The organism is Tenacibaculum sp. M341 (genome assembly GCF_004337695.1).
Lineage (GTDB): Bacteria > Bacteroidota > Bacteroidia > Flavobacteriales > Flavobacteriaceae > Polaribacter.
Window position 1 is genome coordinate 208,786 of record NZ_SJXJ01000009.1, and the last position, 21,034, is coordinate 229,819.

A 21,034-nucleotide genomic window follows, 5' to 3' on the forward strand; every position below is an offset into this window, starting at 1 on the left:
CTACTTAACTCCTCTACTCCTTCACTACTTAACTCCTTTTTAAAATCTAAAAATTACACATTGAATCTAAAGTGCATTACATCACCATCTGCAACTACATACTCTTTACCTTCTACTCTAACTTTACCAGCTTCTTTCACTTTTGCTTCAGACCCATAAGACTCATAATCTTCGTAACTAATAGTTTCAGCACGAATAAATCCTTTTTCAAAATCAGTATGAATTACACCTGCTGCTTGAGGAGCAGTAGCTCCAACAGGAATTGTCCAAGCTCTAACTTCTTTTACACCAGCTGTAAAATATGTTTGTAGGTTTAATAATTTATATGCTGAACGAATCAAACGAGAAACACCTGGCTCTTCTAAACCGATGTCAGCTAAAAACATTTGACGCTCTTCATAATCTTCTAATTCAGTAATATCGGCTTCAGTTGCAACTGCTAATACAATAATTTCAGCATCTTCATCTTTTACTTCTTCTCTAACCTTTTCAACATATGCATTACCATCTTTGGCAGAAGACTCATCTACATTACACACATATAATACAGGCTTAGCAGTAATAAACTGCATTGACTTTACTAGTTCCTCTTCTTTTTCTGTAAATTCTAAAGCTCTAACAGATTTTCCTTCCATTAATGTAGCTTGAATTCTTTCTAAAAGTTCTAATTCAGCCTTAGCTTCTTTATTACCAGTTTTAGCAGCTCTTTTAACCTTCTCTAAACGCTTTTCAACAGCTTCTAAATCTTTTAACTGTAATTCTATATCAATAGTTTCTTTATCTCTAATAGGATCAACAGAACCATCAACATGTACAATATTATCATTATCAAAACAACGTAATACATGTAATATCGCATCAGTTTCTCTAATATTTGCTAAAAACTGATTTCCTAAACCTTCACCTTTACTTGCTCCTCTAACTAAACCAGCAATATCAACTATTTCTACAGTTGCAGGTATTACTTTTTCTGGATTAACTAATTCTTCCAGTTTTTCTAATCTTGAATCTGGAACATTAACTACTCCTAAATTTGGTTCAATAGTACAAAAAGGAAAATTTGCACTCTGCGCCTTAGCGTTCGATAAACAATTAAATAAAGTTGATTTTCCTACATTAGGTAATCCTACAATTCCGGCTTTCATATTCTATATTTTAGCGCTGCAAATGTACTATTTTATTTTGCATTTTAATAGTTATTTATAGATAGCTTTACAGGAGCAAAAAATTACACATAATGCAACAAAAAAAACGTTTGCGTAAAAAAAATTGACTAAAACATTTATTCAATTAAAAAAAAATAAATAGATTTATCCCTTATTAACCAAATATTAATATTATGATAAAAACAAAACTATTGATTTTGTTATTCTTCATTGGTAGTATATTTCATGTGCTATCACAATCAAAAATTAAAGGAAAAGTGGTAGATGTTAATAACGAACCACTACCAGGGGCGAGTGTTGTTGAAAAAGGAACTTCTAACGGTACGTCTACAGATTTTAACGGTCTTTTTGAATTAAGTGTTTCTGAAAATGCAACATTAGTTGTTAGTTTCACTGGATTTGATACAAAAGAAGTAGCAGTAGGAGGTAAAACTGAATTAACTATAGTATTAAAAGAAGGATTAGAATTAGATGAGGTTGTAGTAACTGGATCTAGAACTCCTCCAAGAAGTAACACTTCTAGCCCATTACCAGTAGATATTGTTGGTGTAAAAGAACTACAAGCTACAGGACAAACAACTTTTGACAAAGCTTTACAGTATAAAATACCATCTTTTAACACGGTAAATACTCCTGTTAATGATGCTACTTCTTTATTAGATCCATATGAAATTAGAAATATGGGACCAAGTAGAACATTAATCTTAATTAATGGTAAACGTAAAAACTTAAGTGCCCTTTTATATACACAAACTTCTCCAGGTCGTGGTGAAACTGGTGCTGATATTTCTGGTATCCCTACTGATGCAATTAAAACAATTCAAATTTTACGTGATGGTGCATCTGCTCAATATGGTTCTGATGCGATTGCTGGGGTAATGAACATCATTTTAAAAGATGACTACAAAAAAGGATCTGCTACTTTTAGAGCTGGTATTACTGGTGAAGGTGACGGAGAAATGTTAGGTGTTAGTGTAAATGATGGTAGTGAAATTGGTGATGATAAAGGCTTCATTAATTATACTGTTGATTTTTCTAAAACTGCTTTAGCTAACAGACCAGGTACTGTAAGTGCTGAAGGTGAAGCTGCTGATTTTGGTGCTAGTTTAGCAGATGTTCAAGAGTTTTTATCTAGAAGACCTGATGCTGGAAATGTAAATGGATCTCCTGAAACTACAGCTGCTAAGTTTTTAATTAACGGTGGTGTTGATTTAAGTAAAGAAACTGAGTTATATTTTAATGCTGCTTATGTTTATAAAAAAGTAAGTAGTTTTGCTAATTATAGAACCCCATACTGGAGAACTATAACTGATTTTCCATATTTAGCGAACTTTTTCCCAGGAAATCATCCAACAAATCCAGGAGGGTATGATGGATATGTACCTACTTTTGAAGGTGACTTAAATGATTACAATGCTACATTAGGATTTAAATCTAAAATTAATGACTGGAATGTTGATGGAAGTATTACAATTGGTGGAAATCAACAAACATATAAAGTAAACAACTCACATAATAGAAATACTGTACTTAGTCCTAACACATACGTTGGAGATTTAAACGGAAATGGTGTTGTTGATGTAGTTGAATATGACTTAAACGGTGATGGTACTATTGACCCTAATGAAGGAGTTGAATTAATTCAAGGAACAAATTTATATAGAGAAAATAGTCCTATTAGTTTTGATCCAGGAGGAACTTCATTTAATCATGTAGTTGGAAATATTGATATTTCAAAAAGGTTATCTGACCAAATAGCAATTGCTGTTGGTGCTGAGTTTAGAACAGAAAACTTTGAGGTAATTGAAGGTGATTTAGCTTCTTACGATGGTGGTGGTGCTGATTCTTTTGCTGGTAATTTACCAGAGAATTCTGGAAACTTTAATCGTTATAACTTAGGTGGATATTTCGATGTTGCTTGGGATATTTCTGAAGACTTCTTATTAAATGGTACAGTAAGAGCTGAAAACTTCTCAGATTTCGGTAGTACTTTTGTTTGGAAAGCTAGTTCTCGTTACAAGTTTGCTGATGATAAGTATACGTTAAGAGCTTCTGTTTCTACAGGATTTAGAGCTCCTACTTTACATCAAATTTACACTCAAAAAGCGCAATATAGCTTTGTACCTGGTCAAGGTATTCAAGTTGGAGGATTAGTAAACAACATCTCTCCACAAGCTAGATTATTAGGTATTCCAAAATTAACGGCTGAAGAATCAACTAACTTTACAGTAGGTCTTGGTGGTAAGCCTTTTAAAAACTTCTCTTTCACTATTGACTATTACAATATTGCAGTAGATGACAGAATTGTATTAAGTACTGAATTAACTCCTCCAAGTACTCCTGCATTTGCTGGTTTATCTGATGTTAGTTTCTTTGTGAATGCTATTGATACAAAAACTTCTGGTTTAGATGTAGTACTTAACTATAAAAATCTTGAATTAGGTGAAGGAAAATTAGGGTTCAACTTATCAGGAAACTACACTATTCAAAATGAGCGTGATGGAGCTGTAAAAAATCCAGCTTTTGCTGCTAATTCTGGACAATCAGTTGTAAATGCTACGCAAGAAGCTTTATTCTTCACTTCTAGACCACAAACTAAATGGATTTTAGGAACTACGTATGATATTGATAAATTCTCTTTCTCTTTAAATAATACATATTTCGGAAAAACTACATTTAAACAACAAGGTTTAGACGATAATTTAAGAACTGAATTTATTCCTAAAATCGTTACAGATTTAGGTATTAATTATAATGTAACTGAAAAGATTACTATTGCTGCTAACATCAACAATATTTTAAATGTTTTACCTGAGTGGGAATTTGTTGCTGAAAATGCTACAGGTCAAGCTATCATTAATGATACTACAGTTACTTCAACTGGTTTAACACCAATTCAAAACCAATCTAACTTAATTACATTTAACCAACGTTACTCTCAAATGACGTACGATGGTTACCATTTCAGTCAATTAGGAACATTATTTAACTTATCTATAAACTATAGATTCTAAATAATAGAAAATTTGTAAACAAACAAAAGCCCAAAACTATTAAGTTTTGGGCTTTTACTTTATATATTTTGCAAAAAGTAAGTTTATTATTTACCTAACTTTTTAGCATTTTTTACTTTTTGTTTTGTTAAAGCTATATCAATAACCTCACTCATCTCAGTAACATAGTGAAACTTTAAACCTTTAAGATAGCTTTGCTTAATTTCATCTACATCTCTTTTATTATCTGCACACAAAATAATCTCTTTAATATTAGCTCTCTTGGCAGCCAATATTTTCTCTTTAATTCCACCTACAGGTAACACTCTACCACGTAATGTGATTTCACCAGTCATTGCTATTTTATTTTTCACTTTACGTTGAGTGAAAACAGAAACCAATGAAGTTAACATAGTAATACCTGCACTTGGTCCATCTTTAGGAGTAGCACCTTCAGGAACATGAATATGAACATCATATTTATCTAAAACCTCAGGTTTAATTCCGAAATCTTCAGCATTAGATTTTATATACTTCATTGCAATTGTAGAAGATTCTTTCATTACAGTTCCTAAGTTACCTGTAATTGATAAATTCCCTTTTCCTTTAGATAAAATTGATTCGATAAATAAAATATCTCCTCCTACTCTAGTCCAAGCTAAACCAGTAACAACACCAGCTGTATCATTATTTTCATATTTATCTCTCTCTAACCTTGCTGGTCCTAGGATTGTTTCAATATCTTCTAGAGTTAATTCTACATTATACTCCTCTTCCATTGCAATAGATTTAGCCACAAAACGTACTACTTTAGCTACTTGCTTTTCTAAACCACGAACTCCAGATTCTCTTGTGTAACCTTCAACAACTTTTTCAATCTGACTTTTCCCAAGTTTTAAATGATTAACATCTAAGCCATGTTCTTTTAATTGCTTTGGTAACAAATACTTTTTAGCAATCTCTATCTTCTCTTCAATTGTGTATCCTGTTACATTAATAATCTCCATACGATCTCTTAATGCCCAAGGAATTTGATTGATATTATTTGCTGTTGCTATAAATAATACTTTGGATAAGTCATAACCAACTTCTAAATAATTATCGTAGAACTCAGTATTTTGTTCTGGATCTAATACTTCTAACATTGCTGAAGAAGGATCGCCTTGATTACTTTGACTCAATTTATCTATTTCATCTAAAACAAAAACCGGATTAGAAGTACCAGCTTTCTTAATGTTTTGAATTAATCGACCAGGCATAGCTCCTATATATGTTTTACGATGTCCTCTAATTTCTGCTTCATCTCTCAAACCTCCTAAAGACATACGAACATACTTTCTACCTAATGCTTCAGCAACAGATTTTCCTAAAGATGTTTTACCAACTCCTGGAGGTCCATATAAACATATAATTGGAGATTTCATATCTCCACGAAGTTTTAAAACGGCTAAATGTTCAATAATACGATCCTTAACCTTTTCTAAACCAAAATGATCTCTATCTAATATTTTTTGAGCCTTTTTTAAATCAAACTTATCCTCAGAATATTCTCCCCAAGGTAACTCTAACATTAGCTCTAAATAATTACGTTGTACTCCGTATTCAGCCATTTGTGGATTCATACGTTTTAAACGATTCAATTCTTTTTCAAAACTTTCAGCTACTTCTTTGTTCCACTTCTTAGTTTTGGCTTTGGTACGCATTTCTTCCAACTCTTGATCGTGAGAAACGCCTCCTAATTCTTCTTGAATAGTTTTTAACTGCTGGTTTAAATAATATTCACGTTGTTGCTTATCTAAATCAGATCTTGTTTTTGATTGAATATCGTTACGTAATTGTAACTTTTGAAGCTCTTTATTTAAATTCTTTAATGTTAAAAGAGCTCTTTCTTTTAAGTTATCTTTCTCTAATAAAACTTGTTTTTGAGAAACACTTAAATCCATATTTGAGGAAATAAAGTTCACCAAAAATGAATTAGATTGAATATTTTTAATCGCAAAAGATGCTTCTGAAGGTAACATAGGGTTTTCCTTAATTACTTCTAAAGCTAACTCTTTTATAGAATCAATAATTGCGTCAAACTCTTTCTTGTCATCAATTTCTCTTTCTTCTTTTGCTTCTTGAACTTTAGCTTTCATATATGGATCTTGCTGAACCATTTCAACTATCTCAAAACGCTTTTTACCTTGAATAATAACAGTTGTATTTCCATCAGGCATTTTTAAAACCCTTAAAATCTGCGCAACTACTCCTGTATGATAAATATCATCAGAAGTTGGATCTTCAACCTCACTATTACGTTGAGCTACTACTCCAATCGTTTTATTTCCTTTATTAGCATCTTTTATCAACTGAATAGATTTATCTCTACCCGCTGTAATAGGTATAACAACTCCTGGAAACAATACCGTATTCCTTAATGGTAATATTGGTAATTCTTCAGGAATCTCTTCTTTATTAATAATCTCTTCGTCTTCTGGAGTTAATAAAGGAATTAACTCAGAATCTTCGTTTATCATATCTTGAAGAGACAAATTGTCTAAATGTATAATCTTTGATTTACTCATATTCTTTTTTTATCTGTCATTATGACATTTTGCTTTGTAAAGTCGTAAAACCCATATAACTCTAAACAGCATAAAGCACTGTATTTAAACGACCTAAACTAAAACCTAGTATCATATACCATTATAATAGTCAATAGTTATGCCAAGTGGGACTATTTGTTTACTAGAATTTAACAATAAAAAAATAAACTAATAACACTCATTTTCAATAAGGTTTGCTGTTTATTTAAACGAAATGAAATACAAACACTTACTAAAATATGTTGTTTTTTAATGATACTTTGGTATAAACATTAAATCCTATTTATTTTTACAATATCCAAATAAGCTAAAAATGAATTTAGAAGACTTAAAATATCCTATTGGTAAACCTAATATACCTAAAGTTATAAATCCTGAACACATTAAAACTTGGATTGAAGTTATTGAGAATTTCCCTTCAGAGTTAGATTATTTAACCAAGAATCTTTCTAAAAGTCAGTTGGATACTTGCTATAGAGATGGCGGTTGGACTATTAGACAAGTAATTCATCATTGTGCAGATAGTCATCATAACTCTTACACCAGATTTAAATGGACTTTAACAGAGGAAGCCCCTATAATTAAAGCTTATTATGAAGACCGTTGGGCTGAATTGTTTGATTCAAAATTTGCTCCAATAAATCTATCTATCAATTCTTTAAAAGCGCTTCATGCCAAATGGACATATTTTTTAAAAGGCTTAACTGAAACTGACTTAGAAAAATATTTTATCCATCCAGATGGTAATGAAAAAGTAAAACTGAATGAAAACATAGGTATATATGCATGGCATTGCCAACATCATTATGAACACATTAATCAATTACTCATACGAAAGAAATGGAAATAAAAAAGAAGCTACTTTTCAGCAGCTTCTTTTTTATTTTATCAAGTTTGTAAACCTTAGAATGTATAAGTTATACCAAAGTTAACTCCAAAAGATGAATATGGAGCTGTTACTGATAATTGCTTAGTAGCATCAGTATTACCTAAAGGTAATTCATCAACATAATTAATATTATTGTGGAAAAGAGTAGCTACTGCACTGTTAGGATCGCTAGCTAAGAAAATAGCTCTTACAGTATCAATTCCTAAACTTGTTCCTGTTTCTCTAATAGTAGCATCAAACTCGCTCATTGTAGAAACATCTCTAGTAACACTTATTCCTAAGTACTCAACTTCTCCAAATAAAGCAACATGGTCAGATAATTTATGTTTATATCCAATAGCACCAATAAAACCTAAAGGGAATCTACCTTCAAAATCGTGAACAAAATCAACATCTAATGTAGTGTCTACTCCAACACCTGGCAAAGAACCTGCAGGTAAAGCTACACCATCAATAGAACCAACTAATTCAGTTCTACCAGCTACTTTAGTTACTAAACCAGCTCTTCCGTAAAAATTCTCTGTAATATTGTAAACAGCAGATAAAGAAGCACCGTAAGCTCTTCCTCTAGCAAATAAATCTACTTCTGGTTGAGTAGGAATACCTGAAACATTCATAATGTTTTGATCTGCTCCATCTAAATAACCAAAACCTAGTTCAACTCCCCATTTCTCGTTAAAGAAATAACCAGTTCTAAACTGAGTTTGTAATCCTTCTCCATATGTACCATAATTAACTTTTTCTCCATTCAAAGTAGTAGTAGTTCCTAAACGAACATCTGCCGTTGATAATGAATATCCGAAACTACCAGAAATGTAAAATTGTGCGCTCGCCACCACTGAAACCAATAACATGCACACTGTGATAAATGTTTTTTTCATAAATTAAATATTAATTTGTATTTGCAATAATGGCTGCGAAAATCATAAAAAAAAATTAGTAATTTCGCATTTATTAGTCATTATTTTTAATCTTTTTTGAATACAAAAATTTTATCACCTGAGGTACAAGAGTTTATCAAAAAAAACTTAAAACAAGATATTGTACAAATAATTCTTAAAGGAAGTCCTTTTGAAAATGTAACTGTTCAGGAGCTTGCCAATCAAATAGCTGCTAAGCAAAAAAGTGAAAGGAAATTACCTACTTGGTTTACCTCTGAAAAGATATTTTATCCTCCAAAAGTTTCCATAGAACAATCTTCATCTGAAATTACTGCCAAATATAAAGCTGGTTTAGTTAATGGTGATATTTTAGTTGATGTTACTGGTGGTTTTGGTGTTGATTCTTTTTACTTTTCAAAAAGAATGAATCAGGTTATACACTGTGATATTAATGCTGAATTATCTGAAATAGTTGCTTATAATCTAAAAGAATTAAAAGTTTCTAATATTGAAACAAAAGCCATAGATGGTATAAAGTACATTGAACAAATTTCTTCAAAAATAGATTGGATTTATATTGATCCATCTAGAAGAGATCAACAAAAAAATAAGGTATTCTTTTTAAAAGACTGTCTACCAAATGTTCCTTTACATATTGACTTACTGTTTTCTAAAAGTAATAACATATTCATAAAAACATCTCCGCTACTCGACATTACTTCTGCTGTTGGAGAGTTAACAAATACAAAAGAAATACACATAGTAGCTGTAGAAAATGAAGTGAAAGAATTGCTTTTTGTTTTAGAGAAGAATTACGAAGAAGATATTCTTATTAAAACTATTAACTTCACTAAAAACAATCAACAAACCTTTGATTTTATTTTCTCTGAGAAAGTATCTATTAAAGAATACAGTCAACCTTTAAAATACCTATACGAACCAAATGCTGCCATCTTAAAATCTGGTGGTTTTCATAATTTATGTACTGAATTTAAAGTCCATAAATTACATGAACATACACATTTGTACACTTCTAATGAGTTGATTGAATTTCCAGGAAGAAAATTTGAGGTAAAAGAAGTTGTTCCTTACAATAAAAAAAACAGTTCAAAAAAACTATCTGGTAAAAAAGCGAATATCAGTATTAGAAACTTTCCAAAAACAGTAAATCAACTAAAAAAGGATCACAAAATACAAGATGGTGGCGATAGTTATGTGTTTTTTACAACATTAAGCAACAATCAAAAAGTGTTTATTCTTACTGAAAAAGTATAGGATTCCTTACTGATTTTAACCTCTAAAAGCCATAATTAACTCTTTATTGAAGGTTATTTTTTGTTTTATTATACACAAATTCATAAAGATTTGTATTTTAGCTTGCATAATTTAATCAGATAATCAATGCCTTTCTTAAACGATCAAGAGTTAGAAAACTTACAACAAGAAATTAAAGACTTAAATATCAAGAATGAAGCTTTAGAAATTGAAATAAGCGAACGTATTGAAGAAATTGGAGATATTAAAAGTACAGCAAGAAATAGAAATATTTTACTTAGCTTTTTTGCTGGTGTTGCTATTGCTTTTGCCGTTTACTTTTATCAAAATGGTTCTTCTGTTAATGTTAATGAAATTAAAAAGCAAGAAGCTACTAGAGTTTTAGATAGTATTAGTGACGCTTCTAGCTATGCTGATGATTCATATGATGATGATGATGAAAATAATGAAGACTCTTTAACTGCATCTGAAGCTGTTGAAAATTTAAAATCAGAAGTTAGCGGACAAAAATTATATTCTGTTCAAATTGCTGCTTTAACTGAAAGAAATTATCCTGTTTTATCAAAAACTATCGCTGGTACCCTAACAAATGATGAATACTTAAGATATTCTGTTGGTTTATTTGATTCTTTAAAAGAAGCTCAAAAATTCAGAAAAGCTTTAGTTAATATGGGATTTGAAGATGCTTTTGTAGCTTCATATGTTAACGGACAAAGACAAGAAATTGAAAATCCATACTAAATTTTAAAATATACTAATGATAATCAATCATTTTAAAAGAACGCTTGTGTTAGCTTTAACAATAAGCGTTCATTTTTTTTATGCTCAAGAAAAAGTTCCAACTAAAAAAGTTCAAAAAGGCTATGCTCAAATAGATTTCCTACCAATAAAAATGCCTTTTGAAGAACCTAATATGGATTTTACAGGTATTCATTATAATGTTATGCTAAATAACTGGGCATACGGAGGTTTAGGTTTTTATGGTGCTGTTGGCGGAATTAGAGGTGGTTTTTTTACTCTTGGAATAAATGCTGGAGCTAAAGTTAATATAACTGATAAACTATTTTTAGATACTGGTTTCCATTTTGGAGGCGGTGGTGGTGCTTCTGCTCCTGATGGTGGTGGTGCCTTTATTTTACCTCACGCAAATATTGGATACGATTTTGATGCTTTTACTGTTAGTTCTGGTTGGAGTTATGTAAACTTTTTTGATGGTGGTAATATTAAAGGACATCAATTATATGCTGCTGTTCAAATTCCTTTATCGTTTAACTTCTCTGATTTTAAAAACAAAGAGAAGAGTTTCTCTGTTGATGATTTAAATCTTATTGAATGGAAAGAGCCTTCTAGTAGATTGTCTTTAATGGTTCATTTGAACAACTTATCTGTAAAAGGTGATTCTAAGTTTAGTACAGGGGAGTCTATGGCAGGTAGAACTATTCGCTTAGCAGGATTTGAATTAAACTCTTTTTTCAATAAAAATTGGTTCTTCTTTGTAAAAGCTGATGGTGCTTACAGTGGTATTCCTGCTGGTTATATGGATATCTTTTTAGGTGGTGGTTATCATTTATCTATGAATAAAAACCGTACGAATATTCAAGCCAAATTTGGTGTTGGTGCCGGAGGTGGCGGTGGCGTAGATAGTAAAGGCGGTTTTTTAATTTATCCTGATATTTCTATTGAACAAAAACTATTTGACAAGGTTTACTTATCAATTAATAAAGGATATTTAATGAGTCCTGACTCACATTTCCTTTCATCTACTCTAGGATTTGGTTTAAAATATTATGTTGACAAAGATGGAATTACTACAGACTATGAAACTCCTTCTAAAGGAAAGTTTAAAGGAATTCAAACCATAGTAAAACAAGATTGGTACATAGGAGCCCAACGAAATGGTAATTTTAAGCAAGACATGCATCAAATTTCTTTACAAATTAACTTTTTCTTGAATAAGTATCTATACGGTGCTGGTCAAACTTCATTTGCTAATTTCGGTGATGCTGGTGCCTATGCTGAAGGAATTGTTGGTTTAGGAGTACAATCTAATAACTTTTTTAATGATCGTGTTTCTGTATTTGCTCAAATATTAGGAGGTGCCGCTGGTGGTGGTGGAATTAGTACTGGTCAAGGTTTAATTGTAAAACCAAGTGCAGGTATTAATATAAATGTATCTAATAATTTAAGTTTAAAAGGTGGTATTGGATATGTAAAAGCTAGAGGTGGGCAATTGAGTACTGTTTTTGCTAATTTTGGTATTTCATATGATATCTCTTATTTAATAGCGAAATAGTATTTAAAAAATAAATAACTGAATCTAATTATTTTAAAATCATAAAATGTTATGATTAATAATACCATAAAAATTACAATTACAAATATTGATGATTATCTTAAAAATAAAAACCAAAGAATCATTGAATATTCGTTTAGCAATAAAAGAATGTTATTAAGTATATTAGGTTTGATTTTGGGTTTAATTCTTATTATTTCGACTCTTATTAATTCATATGATTTTAAATCAACAACTACTGTAAACGGAAATACTACAATAATTTACAATAACTATTATGCTCATTTTGGTATAGGAATTGGTCTTTTAATAGCTAGCCTACTCAGGCTTGTAGATTTTCTTAAAGGTAAAAAAGTAATAAAATTAGCTTTAGATAAAAGACTTGCCAAATTAAAAAAATTAAATTCTAATATTGAATTTGTATTTGATGAATCTTATTTTTCTAAAAAGACAAAACTTAGTGAGAGTAAAATTCAATGGGAATACTTTTATACTTATAAAATAGATAATAATTTTCTACACCTATTTTCTGATAAACTTCAAGCACCTATATCTGAATATGAAATACCTTTAGATAGTTTAGATGAAGTAAAAAAGGAAGCTTTAATAGAATTATTAAAAAAAATTACTAGTAATCATAAAAAAACACTCGATAACAAATAACATAAATCATTAATCCTATCTTTGCTTTTAATTGCCGTAGAATTATGCAGAAAAAAATTAACATACAGAATAAAAAAGCTCGATTTGAATTCGAGATTATAGATAAATATACTGCTGGTATTCAGTTAACGGGTACCGAAATTAAATCTATACGTCAAAGTAAAGCTAGAATTACAGAAAGCTTTTGTGAATTTAATGATCGAGGTGAGTTGTTTGTGATAAACATGTATATTGAAGAATATGCCTTTGGGAATCACTACAATCACAATCCAAAAAGCGAGCGTCGCTTACTATTAAATAAACAAGAATTAAAAAAACTCGCTAGAGAAGTTGAAGCTAAAGGAAATACAATTGTTCCTTTACGATTATTCTTAAATGAAAAAGGATGGGCTAAACTAGATATTGCTTTAGCAAAAGGTAAAAAAACACACGATAAACGTCAGAATATTAAAGATAGAGACAATAAACGTGATTTAGCTCGATTAAAAAAGAACTTTAATTCATGATAAGCTCACTATCAAAATTCAATATCATTCTTGCCTCTGGTTCACCTAGAAGACAGCAATTTTTTAAAGATTTACATTTAGACTTTGAAATTCGTTTAAAAGAAGTAGAAGAAGTATATCCAGACCATTTAAAAGGTACAGAAATAACTGACTTTTTAGCCGATTTAAAATCAAAACCTTTTGATCTTGAATTAACTGAAGGTGACTTATTAATTACGTCAGATACTATTGTTTGGTTGAATGATAAAGCTTTAGGTAAACCAAAGAATTATGAGGAGGCTTTTGCCATGTTAAAAAGTCTTTCTAATAATAAACATCAAGTAATAACTTCTGTAAGTATAAAAAGTAAAAAACTTCAAAAAGTATTTAACGATACAACAGATGTTTATTTTAAGGAACTTACTGATAATGAAATTGATTTTTACATAAAAACATACCAACCATATGATAAAGCTGGTGCTTACGGCATTCAAGAATGGATAGGTAAAATAGGAATTGACAAAATAGAAGGTAGTTACTTTACAGTTATGGGATTACCTGTTCATAAATTATATAAAGAATTAATTAGTTTATAGCCCTCTTTTTTTTCGTAAAAAGACTATTTTTGGGCAGAATTTACAACACAACAATGAAAAAATATACATTTACAGAGAAGAAAGACACACGTTCAGGATTTGGAGATGGTTTAACTGAATTAGGAAAAACCAATGAAAATGTGGTTGCTTTATGTGCAGACTTAACAGGTTCGTTAAAAATGAACGAATTTGAAAAGAATCACCCAGAACGTTTTTTTCAAGTAGGAATTGCCGAGGCGAATATGATGGGAATTGCTGCTGGTATGACAATTGGTGGTAAAATTCCTTTTACAGGAACTTTTGCTAACTTTTCTACAGGTCGTGTATATGATCAAATTAGACAATCAATTGCCTATTCTCACAAAAATGTGAAAATTTGTGCTTCTCATGCTGGTTTAACTTTAGGTGAAGACGGTGCTACCCACCAAATATTAGAAGACATTGGATTAATGAAAATGTTACCAGGTATGACAGTAATCAATACTTGTGATTACAATCAAACTAAAGCAGCTACTATAGCTATTGCAGAACACGAAGGTCCTGTTTATTTACGTTTTGGTAGACCAAAGGTTCCTGTATTTATGCCTACTGATGAAAAATTTGAAATTGGTAAAGCTATTAAACTTACCGAAGGAACAGATGTAACTATTGTAGCTACAGGTCATTTAGTTTGGGAATCGTTACAGGCTGCTGAGCAATTAGAAAAGGAAGGTATTAGTGCAGAAGTTATCAATATTCACACTATTAAACCTTTAGATGAAGAAGCTATTTTAGCATCTGTTGCTAAAACAAAATGTATTGTTACAGCTGAAGAGCATAATAAATTTGGTGGTTTAGGAGAGAGCGTTGCTCGTTGTTTAGCAACTAACAATCCTACTCCTCAAGAATTTGTAGCTGTAAACGATACTTTTGGTGAATCAGCTACTCCTGCAGAGTTAATGAAAAAATATAAAATAAACGATGAGGCTGTTGTAGCAGCTGTTAAAAAGGTTATTGCAAGAAAATAATTCATATTTTTAATCGTTAATTTTTAACAAGACAAACATTATGAAAAAAATAATTCTATTACTAGGTGTTTTTATTGCATCTATTCAGTTTTCACAAGCTCAAATTCATTTTGGTGTTAAAGGTGGTATTAACTATAACTCTGATTCTTTTTTAGAAGTTGCTGACGATATTATTGATGGTAACGCTGAAAGTAGAACAGGATATCATGCTGGTATTTGGTTACGTGTTAAATTACCTATGGTAGGTTGGTATGTACGTCCTGAATTAGTATACACTTCAATTAAAAGTGAAGTAAATGTCAATTCTATTAACGCAGTTTCTGGAACAGTAATTCCTCAGCCTGCTAGATATGACTTTCAAAAAATAGATGTTCCTGTTTTAATCGGAAAAAAGTTCTTAAAGGTTGCTTATTTCCATCTTGGACCTTCTTTTCAATATGTAATTGATGGTGATTTAGACTTTGATACTCTTGTTTCAAAAACAACTGTAGATGGTTTTACTGTTGGTATGAATATTGGTGCAGGTATTGAATTAGGTAAAATTGGTCTTGAAGCTCGTTGGGATAGAGCTTTTTCTGATGTAGAATCAGAATTAATCTCAGCAACAGGTACAGATACTTCTAAATTTGACACTAGAGTAAATCAAATAGTAGTTGGATTAACATACCGTTTCTAACAACAACTATTCTTTATAAAATTAAAAAAGCTCAATGGTAATTTTTACCACTGAGCTTTTTTAATTAAAATATGTTATTTAGATAACTGTTGATTTTGTAGATAGTAATTATAAATTCATTATTGAAGAAAATCTAATACGCATCTACATCAATAATAAAACGTATTGGTCTAAATTCTTTAACCGCTTCAAAAGTTGTTTTTATCTTCTGAATTTGTTCTTTTGTTTTAGCTAATGATTGTTTAGGAGGTATTTTTATCATTAGATTTTTTATATACTGATTTCGAACTCTTGATACAGAAGGTTCTGTAGGCCCTAAAACATTCTCTCTAAAAACGTTTTGTAACGCACGTGCTAACCAATTAATACCTTCGTTAACTTTTACAAAATCTTTATGTTTCAATGTAATTTTTATCAACCTGTAATAAGGAGGGTAATGAAATTGCCAACGATCTTGCAATTGTTCTTTATACATTTCTTGGTAACTATTCGTAGAAACTTGCTGTAAAATTTGATGGTAAGGATTATAACTTTGTATAGCCACCATTCCTTGTTTTTTTGAACGTCCTGCCCTACCCGATACTTGTACCATTAATTGATAAGCTCTTTCATGAGCTCTAAAATCAGGATAATTTAACATAGTATCAGCACTCAAAATACCAACCAAAGAAACATTTTTAAAATCTAATCCTTTAGACAACATTTGCGTTCCTACTAAGACATCTATTTCTTGCGACTCAAAAGCTTCTATAATTTTTTGATATCCATATTTACCTCGAGTAGTATCGGAATCCATTCTTCCAATATTATGATTTGGAAAAAGCTCTTTTAATTCTAATTCAACCTGCTCAGTACCGAAACCTTTGGTATCTAAAGTATTACTTCCACATGCTCCACAACTATTAGGTAAAGCTCTTTGATAGTGACAATAATGACATTTTAATTCTCCCTTATACTTATGATACGTTAAACTAACATCACAATTAGGGCATTGAGGCGAATGTCCACAAGTTGTGCACTCTAGAATAGGCGCATACCCTCTTCTATTTTGAAATAAGATAATTTGCTCTTTCTCCTCTAAAGCTTCACTCATCAATTGTAACAAACGATCAGAGAAATGACCTTTCATTTCTTTTTTACGCTTCTTTTCTTTGATGTCTATTAATTCTATTTTAGGTAATTGAATATTACCATGTCTTCTGTTTAAAGACACCAATCCAAATTTATTTTGCGTGGCATTGAATTGTGTTTCTAAAGAAGGCGTAGCAGAACCTAATAATATTTTAGCCTGATGCATTTTTCCTAACACTATGGCACTATCTCTGGCATTATACCTTGGAGAAGGTTCAAATTGCTTGTATGAAGCTTCATGCTCTTCATCAACTACAATTAAACCTAGATTAGAAAATGGTAAAAAAATAGCAGATCGTGCACCTAAAATTATTTGACCTTCAGCTTCATTCTTTAAAATATTATTCCATGCTTCTACTCTTTCATTCACAGAATATTTAGAATGAAAAACAACTATTTTTTTTCCAAAATAATTTTGTAATCGTGTAATAATTTGGGTAGTTAAAGCAATTTCAGGAAGTAAAAACAATACTTGCTTACCTACATTTAAAACTTCTTGTATTAGTTTTGTGTATACCTCTGTTTTTCCTGAGCTGGTAACTCCATGTAATAATATTACATCCTTTTCTTTAAAAATCTCTTTAATACTTTTTAAAGCTACTTCTTGATGTTCATTCAATGTTTTCAAATCATTCTTTGAATCATCAAATTGCACCCTATCTGTTTGTATATGGTAAAACTCAAAAATATCTTTAGATACTAAAGCATTTAAAATTTGAGTGGAAACACCTGCTTTCTCAACAAGAGTTTTTGCTTTTATCGGTTTTTTTGTAGCGTTTTTTAACTGAAAAAAAGTTAAAACTGCTTCTCTTTGCTTTTTAGCTCTAGATAGTTCTGTGAGTAACTCTTGTAACTTTGCTTCATGATTATATGTCTCAATCAGCTGAATGTACTTTACCAGTTTGGGCTTATACGATTCATAAATTTCTTCTTTTACAGATAAAACACTTTTTTTTATCAAACTATCTATTACTGGAAAAACTTTTTTCTTTCCTAAAACTTCTGCTACTTCGTAAATAGTTAATTGAGCTTGTCTTTGTAAAGCTTCATAAATTAAGTACTCTTCATCAGTTAATTCATCTACATTTGAAAATGCTTCATTTTTTAAAACAATGGTTTCACTTTCTAATAAAAATGCTGATGGTACTGCTGCCCTATAAACTTCTCCTAAAGAACACATATAGTAACTAGACAACCATTGCCAGTGTTTTAGCTGTTTCTGATTAACAATAGGAGATTCATCTAAAATTTGATGAATTTCTTTAGCTTCATATAATTCTGGAGATTTTTGATGGACATCTAATACAAGTGCAGCATATAACTTTTTTTTACCAAAAGATACTGCTACACGCATTCCTATATCTAAAAAATCAGCCTCTTGTTCCGTTACAGAATATGTAAATGTTTTTTGTAACGGAATAGGTAATATTACATCTATAAAATAAATAATCTGTCCTTTTTTATTAGATCAAAGCTACATAATTTATTGCAATTTTATATCTCAAATTTTAAGCTATTCTTACTTTAATAATTCTTATAAAAACCAAAAGACCATCATATAAATGATGGTCTTATAATCAACTTTATGTAAACTTAAATATTAAGCTTTTTTAAATGTTTTTGTTCCTTTTGTGTTTGTTGATGTATTTTTAAACGTTAGTATAATCGTTTGATCATCTTGTAATGTAAATTCAACGTTAGTTCCTTTTACTTTTAATGTAGTATCATTTTTTAATTCAAAAATTCGAACACTCTCTTTTACAAAACTACAAGCAGCACTTGTATCAAAAGTAACCTTATCTGAATTTTCGCCTCTAGATGTAATTTTTTCTGCTTTTACTGAAGTAATACCTGCACCGCCTACAGCTATACCATATTTTGCTAAATCTCCTCTTGTAAAAGTTCTTTTCTTTTGATTTACCAAAATCTTATTGTTATTCTCTTTGAAAGTTAAACTAGACTCAGTTCCACAAGAAGAAAGTTGTATTTCTTCATCATTGATTACCGATTTTGTTAACTTCCATTCTCCTTGCAATTTTTCTTTCAACTTTTTAAATTCTTCTGATTCGGCTGGAGGTGTAGTATCTGGAGTAACCTCAATATCATCTAAAACTGCATTTGCTATATCTTTTTCATTTATAAATGTATCTTTTTGTGTTACACCATCTTCTTTAGATGTAATTATCAACTTTCCTTCTTTTAATTCAGCAGTAAGCCCAATACTTTTGTTTAAATCTACAATTCCTTCTTTGCTAATTGAATAGGTTCCCGAAAACTCTTGAGTAACAGCACAACCAGCTGCAAAAGTACCAGTTCCTTTTTTTCTGTAATTTACTTTGTAACCATCCTCGTCAAAATTGGCTACCGAAGTTTTTAAACAATCAAAAGATTCTCGACTAACCGGAGTACCGTCAATTTCACTTTCTTGAATAAACCAAGTTCCTAATAGTTCATTAAATACTGCTGCATTACCTGGATTATTACCATCTGTGATAATTTCTTCATTGTTATCTCCACAAGACACAAAAAACAATGTTGTTAATGATAATAATGTAATTAATTTTAGATTTACTTTAAATAGTTTCATAATTAAGTTTTTTACATGATTAAAACAATCGAGTTTACAATTACCCTACCAAAAATTACTAGATTTTGTTTTTTTAACCTTTTTCACAAAAAACTACTGTTATTCATTGTAATTTTAACATTAGATATTAATACTTTTGCAACCAAAATAGGATTATGCAATTATTAAAAAGAGTTGGTTACTATTTAGTAGGGGTAGCTTTAGGAACATTAGCTGTATCTTTTTTTTGGAAACAAAAAAAGGTGTCTTTTGATTATGGAATGGATGCTAGAACGCTAAAAACCATCAGAATTAGAAAAAGAATTTTCTCTGATAGTGCTAAAGAAATTATGCTACAGAAAAATATTGATACTGCTACTATTTCTTCTATTTTAAAAAATGGAGATGTAAACTTTAGTAAAAGTAAACCTAGATTAAAACCTTGTGCAGAATACTATGTTACAAGTGAAACTATTGACTTATATGTGATAAGGTGTGATAGTACTGCTACAATTAAAGATATTTATATAAAATAAGAAAAGGAACTTTGCCCTTTTAAGTAAAAAACAAAAAGTCTATACTATCTAACTTAGTATAGACTTTTTTTAATAATCAGATTAACTCTTTCAATATAAATGAAATCGTTTTTTCTTTTCCTTTTACCGATTTAATATTCAATTTTATTTCTTCTCCTTTATTCTTAAAATAACTGTTATATATATTTAGCCTTTTTGATGAATCTCCATTCACTGAAATAATTATATCATTCTCTCTTAGACCTTTTGAGTAAGCTTCAGAATTTTTAGATACGTGATTTACGACAATAGTATCATTAACTTTTTTCAATTGTACTCCTGATAAAGGAAACTCAAATTGATTATTATAAGTTTTATTTGGCTTTAAATACATTGTTTTTGTATTGTAATCTAACACAACATTAAAACGTTGAATTATTTTTGCTCCAAGTATTCCCATAAAATCTGAGCTTGCCAACACACCTTCTGTTGCACCTGATAATTCTATTGGTAAATTTGTAAAGCTGAAACCTTCTAATTGCAATGTTTTAATTCTTATTCTTTCATCGTAAGATTCAGCACCCAAACCACTCGATTTTCTCAATAATTTTTTTTCTGCTTTTTCACTTAGCTTATTCTTTTTATTGTAAGGTGAATTGACACTTAAACTTAATCCAGCACCACTATCAAACAAAACATTCCCTGCGAAACTTTCTCCATTTTCTAATGTAAAGCCTACCTTGATCAGAGGAATTGGAATATTCGTTTTAAAAGTAAACGGAATCTTAGTAAAATCTTTTAGATTGATATCATTATCGTCTTTATAAAAAACAATTTTCTTATTAGAATAATCAATGTTAGTGATATATTTAGAGAGTAATGTAGCACCTATAATTCCATCTATTTTTTCATCAGATAAAACATTCAAATTAGACAAATCTTTTATCACCATTGCTCTACTAACAAGTTCAATAGTATCTAACTTTAATTTTTCATTTAAAGCAATATCATAAAACTCTTCTCCTGAAGCTCCTTGAACCGGTTGTTGATACTCGCTTTTCACACCTATTTTCTCTGCTACTTTAGTATCTATTACTTCTGCTGTTGCTCCGGTATCAAAAACAAAATTTAATTCTTCTGAATCATTTACGCTTACTTTTATAAAAGTATGACCTCTATCACTAATCTCCAGAGGTAATTCTAACACTTGTGCGTTTGCAAGTTCAAATAATAATAAAAATGTTATTTTAAATAAAATAGTAAATCTCATATTCAATGTTTGTATTCTGAGACAAATTAAAGAAATAAAG

At 30.2% G+C, this 21,034-nt stretch carries 17 protein-coding genes; 11 read left to right on the forward strand and 6 right to left on the reverse strand.

Annotated elements, in window-relative coordinates; genetic code table 11:
- Positions 1–53: 53 nt before the first annotated feature.
- Positions 54–1,145, reverse strand: a complete 1,092-nt coding sequence (gene ychF / locus EYW44_RS12370; protein WP_132723970.1) for a redox-regulated ATPase YchF — start codon at positions 1,143–1,145, stop codon at positions 54–56.
- A gap of 194 nt (positions 1,146–1,339) precedes the next feature.
- Between ychF and EYW44_RS12375 the strand changes: the two genes are divergently transcribed.
- Entirely contained in the window at positions 1,340–4,180 is a 2,841-nt protein-coding gene (locus tag EYW44_RS12375; RefSeq protein WP_132723971.1) for a TonB-dependent receptor, read from the forward strand.
- A gap of 86 nt (positions 4,181–4,266) precedes the next feature.
- Here the strand turns inward: EYW44_RS12375 and lon are convergent, their stop codons facing one another.
- Positions 4,267–6,726 carry an endopeptidase La gene (lon, locus tag EYW44_RS12380; protein WP_132723972.1) on the reverse strand — a complete coding sequence of 820 codons (2,460 nt, stop codon included), beginning with the start codon at positions 6,724–6,726 and terminating at the stop codon, positions 4,267–4,269.
- 334 nt (positions 6,727–7,060) lie between these two features.
- On the opposite strand from lon, the gene EYW44_RS12385 reads away from it, so the two are divergent.
- Complete coding sequence (locus tag EYW44_RS12385) at positions 7,061–7,597, forward strand: YfiT family bacillithiol transferase (RefSeq protein WP_132723973.1); 537 nt, start codon at positions 7,061–7,063, stop codon at positions 7,595–7,597.
- A gap of 53 nt (positions 7,598–7,650) precedes the next feature.
- Here the strand turns inward: EYW44_RS12385 and EYW44_RS12390 are convergent, their stop codons facing one another.
- Positions 7,651–8,517 carry an outer membrane beta-barrel protein gene (locus tag EYW44_RS12390; protein ID WP_132723974.1) on the reverse strand — a complete coding sequence of 289 codons (867 nt, stop codon included), beginning with the start codon at positions 8,515–8,517 and terminating at the stop codon, positions 7,651–7,653.
- A gap of 96 nt (positions 8,518–8,613) precedes the next feature.
- Between EYW44_RS12390 and EYW44_RS12395 the strand changes: the two genes are divergently transcribed.
- The 8 genes from EYW44_RS12395 to EYW44_RS12430 all read left to right on the forward strand — a co-directional run bounded on the left by EYW44_RS12395 (position 8,614) and on the right by EYW44_RS12430 (position 15,512).
- The gene (locus tag EYW44_RS12395) at positions 8,614–9,792 is read left to right on the forward strand and encodes a THUMP-like domain-containing protein (RefSeq protein ID WP_132723975.1); all 1,179 of its coding nucleotides are present in this window, start codon (positions 8,614–8,616) and stop codon (positions 9,790–9,792) included.
- A 126-nt stretch (positions 9,793–9,918) separates the two neighbouring features.
- Positions 9,919–10,533: an SPOR domain-containing protein gene (locus EYW44_RS12400; RefSeq protein ID WP_132723976.1), complete on the forward strand. Its 615-nt coding sequence runs from the start codon at positions 9,919–9,921 to the stop codon at positions 10,531–10,533.
- A 16-nt stretch (positions 10,534–10,549) separates the two neighbouring features.
- Positions 10,550–12,085 (forward strand): hypothetical protein, encoded by a 1,536-nt coding sequence (locus EYW44_RS12405; RefSeq protein ID WP_243643655.1) that lies wholly within the window; start codon positions 10,550–10,552, stop codon positions 12,083–12,085.
- Between the two features lie 51 nt (positions 12,086–12,136).
- The gene (locus EYW44_RS12410; RefSeq protein ID WP_132723977.1) at positions 12,137–12,748 is read left to right on the forward strand and encodes a YcxB family protein; all 612 of its coding nucleotides are present in this window, start codon (positions 12,137–12,139) and stop codon (positions 12,746–12,748) included.
- A 44-nt stretch (positions 12,749–12,792) separates the two neighbouring features.
- On the forward strand, positions 12,793–13,254 hold the full coding sequence (gene smpB, locus EYW44_RS12415; RefSeq protein ID WP_207893779.1) for an SsrA-binding protein SmpB: 462 nt from the start codon (positions 12,793–12,795) through the stop codon (positions 13,252–13,254).
- On the forward strand, positions 13,251–13,829 hold the full coding sequence (locus EYW44_RS12420; protein WP_132723979.1) for a Maf-like protein: 579 nt from the start codon (positions 13,251–13,253) through the stop codon (positions 13,827–13,829). The genes smpB and EYW44_RS12420 overlap by 4 nt, the downstream gene beginning before the upstream one ends.
- A 53-nt stretch (positions 13,830–13,882) precedes the next feature.
- On the forward strand, positions 13,883–14,836 hold the full coding sequence (locus EYW44_RS12425) for a transketolase family protein (protein WP_132723980.1): 954 nt from the start codon (positions 13,883–13,885) through the stop codon (positions 14,834–14,836).
- A 40-nt stretch (positions 14,837–14,876) separates the two neighbouring features.
- Positions 14,877–15,512, forward strand: coding sequence for a porin family protein (locus EYW44_RS12430; RefSeq protein ID WP_132723981.1), 636 nt, complete (start codon positions 14,877–14,879; stop codon positions 15,510–15,512).
- A gap of 133 nt (positions 15,513–15,645) precedes the next feature.
- Here the strand turns inward: EYW44_RS12430 and priA are convergent, their stop codons facing one another.
- Both priA and EYW44_RS12440 read right to left on the reverse strand, forming a co-directional pair.
- Positions 15,646–18,093, reverse strand: a complete 2,448-nt coding sequence (gene priA, locus EYW44_RS12435; protein ID WP_165872218.1) for a replication restart helicase PriA — start codon at positions 18,091–18,093, stop codon at positions 15,646–15,648.
- A gap of 150 nt (positions 18,094–18,243) precedes the next feature.
- On the reverse strand, positions 18,244–19,230 hold the full coding sequence (locus tag EYW44_RS12440) for a lipocalin family protein (protein WP_132723983.1): 987 nt from the start codon (positions 19,228–19,230) through the stop codon (positions 18,244–18,246).
- A 155-nt stretch (positions 19,231–19,385) separates the two neighbouring features.
- Here EYW44_RS12440 and EYW44_RS12445 point away from each other — a divergent pair, with 155 nt between their 5' ends.
- Positions 19,386–19,745 (forward strand): DUF4258 domain-containing protein, encoded by a 360-nt coding sequence (locus EYW44_RS12445; protein WP_132723984.1) that lies wholly within the window; start codon positions 19,386–19,388, stop codon positions 19,743–19,745.
- Positions 19,746–19,821: 76 nt separating this feature from the next.
- Here EYW44_RS12445 and EYW44_RS12450 read toward each other — a convergent pair whose 3' ends face one another.
- Positions 19,822–20,994 (reverse strand): aspartyl protease family protein, encoded by a 1,173-nt coding sequence (locus EYW44_RS12450; RefSeq protein ID WP_132723985.1) that lies wholly within the window; start codon positions 20,992–20,994, stop codon positions 19,822–19,824.
- Positions 20,995–21,034 lie beyond the last annotated feature (40 nt).